Here is a 4113-nt window from a genome sequence, read left to right on the forward strand (position 1 = left end):
CCGCTATTGCTCGCGCGCTCCAGGAAGTAGCTGCGGACATCGTTCGGCCTCCAGCCGGCCGGGTCAGATCGAAGCTCCATCATCAGGCCCGCGGCGTCGCGGGCGTAGAGCCTGACGGTGGGATCGGATGCGCCGCGATGCTTGCGCAGCCACGTCTTGAAGTCGGCGACCAGCTGCGGCTCGGCGGATGCTGCCCCCACGGCCGCGGACCGGCAAACGCCGAGCTCGACGAGGTGCCGACGAAAGAGCCTGGCACCGTAGATGGTGTGGTGGTTGCGCCGGCCGCCTTTGGCGCATGGACACCGGCAGGTGCGCAGGTGCTCGCCGAACGCGGCGAGATCAACGTCCCTCAGGCCCGCGCCTTGCTCGGCCATAACATGGCCGATGTGAGCCGCCGCTCGCAAATAGCGTACCGCTGTCTCGGGGCCATAGCCCTGCTGCTCCAGTGCCGCTGCAAACCCGTCAAGGTAAGGCCCGCTCGGGCCGCTGCGCAGATGCCCCAGCATCTTCGCTGCCGAGAAGTACGTCTCCAACATGTCCGTCCCCGTATGTAACCGGCCATCAGTGGCCGACCCGACGGGGCCGCACGGGCGACTTGTAATGGATAGCTCGAGAGCAGCAATACACAGGAAAATACGGTGATCGCGATTGCCAGCTCCCCATTACTGGCTTTGCCCATAAGGCAGGAGTTGTAGGCGATCTCCGTATGGCCGCATGCTACGTTCTCGCAGCGTGCGACATGGCCGCCGAGCGCCGCCGTGCGGCAGCGCTCGATGGCACTCATCACCTTCAACTGATCGAGGCTCACATGGGAGCGGTTGGCTTCGTGCCACGCAGGGCCGTGATCGCGGAGAATGTCCGCGACCTCCAGAGCTGGTCGTGCCATGGCCGGCGGCGCTAGGGCGCCGGCGGCTCCGCGGTGTTCCGCTTCGCTCGCCTGCGGCGCGGTGCGCTCAGACCATCGAGCGGGCTCTCGATCCTGGCGATCATTCCTGTCGCCACGCGGGTGTAGCGGGCCGTCGTCTCGAGCTTGTCGTGACCGAGCAATGCCTGAATCAGGCGAATGTCGGTGCCGCGCTCGAGCAAATGGGTCGCGAAGCTATGACGGAGCGTGTGGAGAGAGAGCGCCTTGCGCAATCCCCCGTCTTTGGCCGCCTCCTTGAACAGCCGGCTGAACTGACGCGTGGTCAGCGGCCGGTGTCGGCTGCGACCGGGAAACAGCCAGCGGTGTTCCGGCGCGACGCCGGCATCATGCCTGGTCGGCCGCACCTTCCACCATTGCCGCAACAGGTCGAGGACTTCCGCCGGCAGCATCACGTTGCGGTCCTTGCGTCCCTTCGACTGCACGATGCGGATGATCATCTGCGCGCTGTCGATGTCGCCCGCTCGCAGCCGCACCACCTCGCCGGCACGCAGCCCGCAGCCATAGGCGAGCGTCAGCATCGCCTGCGCCTTGAGGCTCGTCGCCATGGTCAGGACACGTTTGACCTCCTCGGGGCTCAGCACCGGCGGCAGCTTCTGCGGCTCCTTGATGTGCCAGACCTCGGCTGCCAGATCGTGGCGACGCAGAGTGACACGGAACAGGAACCGCACCCCGGTCATGATCCGATTGCGGTTGCAGATGCTGGCACCGCTCTCGACGAGGTGCAGCTGGAAATGCCGCACCTCATCGGGAGTTGCCGTATCGGGCGAGCGTTTGAGCCAGGCGGCGAACCGCTTGCAGCTTTGGATGTGACTGCGCTGCGTGTGCGGGTTGAGCTTGCGCGCAGTCATATCTTCTATCATACGCTGACGCAGCGGACTGACGGTGTTAGTCTCGCTCATGGAGAGCTCCATCCTGGGTGAGGTTGACGACACCTCGATTCTCAGGACGGGGCTCTCCAACGGCTATTGGGATCCTGTCGACCGACTACCGATCTATCGGCTCTTGCTCCCGCGCAGCGGGCTGGAGCGCAGCGACTTTGTGCGTTGACCCGAAGCGGTCATTCCGCGCGAGTTGATGAATTAAGACTTTCGGGCCGCAATCCAAAGGAACGTCGCGTCTTCGTTGTCCTGCTTGAGCAACTCTGCTTGCTCCAAGCGAAAGCCAGCGTCGTTGACGAGCCGCTTTGTCTCGTCTGGGTCAAGATGGCTAAAGAACATGGGAGTGCCAAGCCACTGTCCCAACCAATCGCCCTCCGACGATCCAAAACTTGCTACGAGGACGCCATTCGGCCGAAGCCATGTCGCGATGCGTCGAATAAGTGCTTCATGCTCGTTCCGAGGAACATGGGTGATCGAATAGAAAGCAGTCACGGCGTCAAACCCCTCTGCGGGGAACTGGACGGCCGTCATATCCGCATGAACGAAGTTTGCCTTCGGAACATTCTGCCGCGCGCGCATGATCTGCCCGAGCGATGCGTCCACGCCGGTCACCTGGAAATCATGGGCAACAAGTTCCCGCGCAGCCGGCTCGCCCGCGCCGCACCCAAGATCAAGCACCATCGCGCTTGCTGGGAGCTTCTCCAGTACCTCTGCGAGCTTGGCATCTCTCACAGACGATTGACCAAAGCGCCCAAGATAGTCGTCGGCAATTCGGTCATATCCATCTGCGACTATTGTCTTCATGTCGTCGTTTTTCATTGGTCGGATGCTTGCTCGACAAGGACGGAAAAATCAAGAGTTTCGCAACGGGTAGGTGAGTCCGCCATTGGCCCCACTCGGACCTCTGATGAGGTCGGCTTTTGCGCCGCTATCAGGAGCACAGCGGACCTCATCCGAGTCCTAACTGCGGCGCGGGTTTATGAGTACACGCCCTAGGGAACGTACTCATGAATCGGGCACGTCTTGATGCCCGCTGTGCCCATGAGAGCGGCACCAGAACGGACATCGCTGGCGACGAACTAGATTTTTTTCGGCGGATCGAGGTACCAAAGCGCGATAATGACTGCCTGGTGGTCGTCACTGCCTGTCTTGATAGCGCAAGTCGCAGTCTGACTGTTTACGGGCTGGATGCTGTCGCCTTTGGCCGCGAGCCAGTCGTTTACTTCTTTTTCAAGGTTAGCAAAGCTTTCCGGTTCGCGTGCGGAGAATAACTTGAGTTGGGTCGACATGGCCACTCCTATGTGCTTTTGGGCGACGATAACGAAGAACGGTCCTCTTCCGGAAGCATGTATTGGAGCTCAGAGCCGTTCTTGATAGAAAGCAATGATCATCACGACATGGCTGACGATGAAGAAGGAGGGACATCGACTCGATCGTCGGCGGGTCATAATGGTTCAATTTTGAGCTTCGTCTCATTTTACATGCGATCGGCGCACCGCTATTTCTACAGTGTGTCAAGAGAACGGAACAATCTACGAGACAAAGGTGTGCACGTCTGGTTGACGTCCGCTAACCGGGGTCACAGCGGACCAGATTTGCTCACGTTGAGTTCTTCGAGTTTTAGCCCAATGCAGCCGATCGGCGTGGTCGGACCGAGCGTCAGGTCCCGGATGATGACCGGACTATAGCAAGGACAGCCCTGCAAGTCCGGGTCCGTGCCCAACGCGGACGCGCTGAAACTTGCCGAGACCGTCCGGTTTTGGCGGCATAAAAGCTCGCGGCAGTTACCACAGGTTTGGCCGAACATCCCTTGGCATCCCTGCGCGATGGTTTTCTCCCCGGGAGCCGGGCTTTCTTGCTCCCGTCATCGGCGAGAGACCTCGCCGACTTGGCCTCAGCGTCGGCAGGCCAGGACCACACGACTTCGCCGTCCGCCAAAGCCCGCTGACGTGATCTCCGCGTCCATCGCATCCCCCGCCTCACGTTCGGTGACGATTGGCCACAACGCCCTCTCCATCGAGGCGGGATGGCCGAACCATGTTTCTGTTGTTCGGAAATTATCAAGAGATTTTTTTCGCGAGAGGCTAGACAGAGGCCCGCGGAGGAGCAGTGATTTGCCGTCGGCTCAAATGGCATTGTATGCGCCGCCCACCGCACGACTAGCGAGCCGATTGTGGGAGAAGCTCGGCGAATGCGAGCGGAACGCTGAAACGCCCAATGGTGTCTGACTGCATCCGGTTGTATCCATCGACACTACTTATCGAGAGCGCCAATTGGGAGATATCGGCGGCGCCCGCGCTTCCGCCGGAT

4 protein-coding genes and 2 pseudogenes are annotated in these 4113 nt (G+C 61.0%); all 6 read right to left on the reverse strand.

Going from position 1 to position 4113, the window contains the following annotated elements; all coding sequences use genetic code 11:
- Positions 1-536, reverse strand: a pseudogene (locus tag JOZ76_RS15025) (hypothetical protein); the annotation flags it as partial.
- A gap of 146 nt (positions 537-682) precedes the next feature.
- Positions 683-886: pseudogene (locus tag JOZ76_RS15030) on the reverse strand (transposase zinc-binding domain-containing protein); the annotation flags it as partial.
- A gap of 11 nt (positions 887-897) precedes the next feature.
- Positions 898-1824 carry a tyrosine-type recombinase/integrase gene (locus tag JOZ76_RS15035; protein ID WP_291699409.1) on the reverse strand — a complete coding sequence of 309 codons (927 nt, stop codon included), beginning with the start codon at positions 1822-1824 and terminating at the stop codon, positions 898-900.
- 180 nt (positions 1825-2004) lie between these two features.
- Positions 2005-2622: a class I SAM-dependent methyltransferase gene (locus JOZ76_RS15040; protein ID WP_291699410.1), complete on the reverse strand. Its 618-nt coding sequence runs from the start codon at positions 2620-2622 to the stop codon at positions 2005-2007.
- 260 nt (positions 2623-2882) lie between these two features.
- Positions 2883-3092 (reverse strand): hypothetical protein, encoded by a 210-nt coding sequence (locus JOZ76_RS15045; RefSeq protein ID WP_291699411.1) that lies wholly within the window; start codon positions 3090-3092, stop codon positions 2883-2885.
- Between the two features lie 290 nt (positions 3093-3382).
- Positions 3383-3610: a hypothetical protein gene (locus JOZ76_RS15050; RefSeq protein WP_291699412.1), complete on the reverse strand. Its 228-nt coding sequence runs from the start codon at positions 3608-3610 to the stop codon at positions 3383-3385.
- Positions 3611-4113: the final 503 nt, after the last annotated feature.

It is taken from the genome of Bradyrhizobium sp., assembly GCF_019244115.1.
Classification (GTDB): domain Bacteria; phylum Pseudomonadota; class Alphaproteobacteria; order Rhizobiales; family Xanthobacteraceae; genus Bradyrhizobium.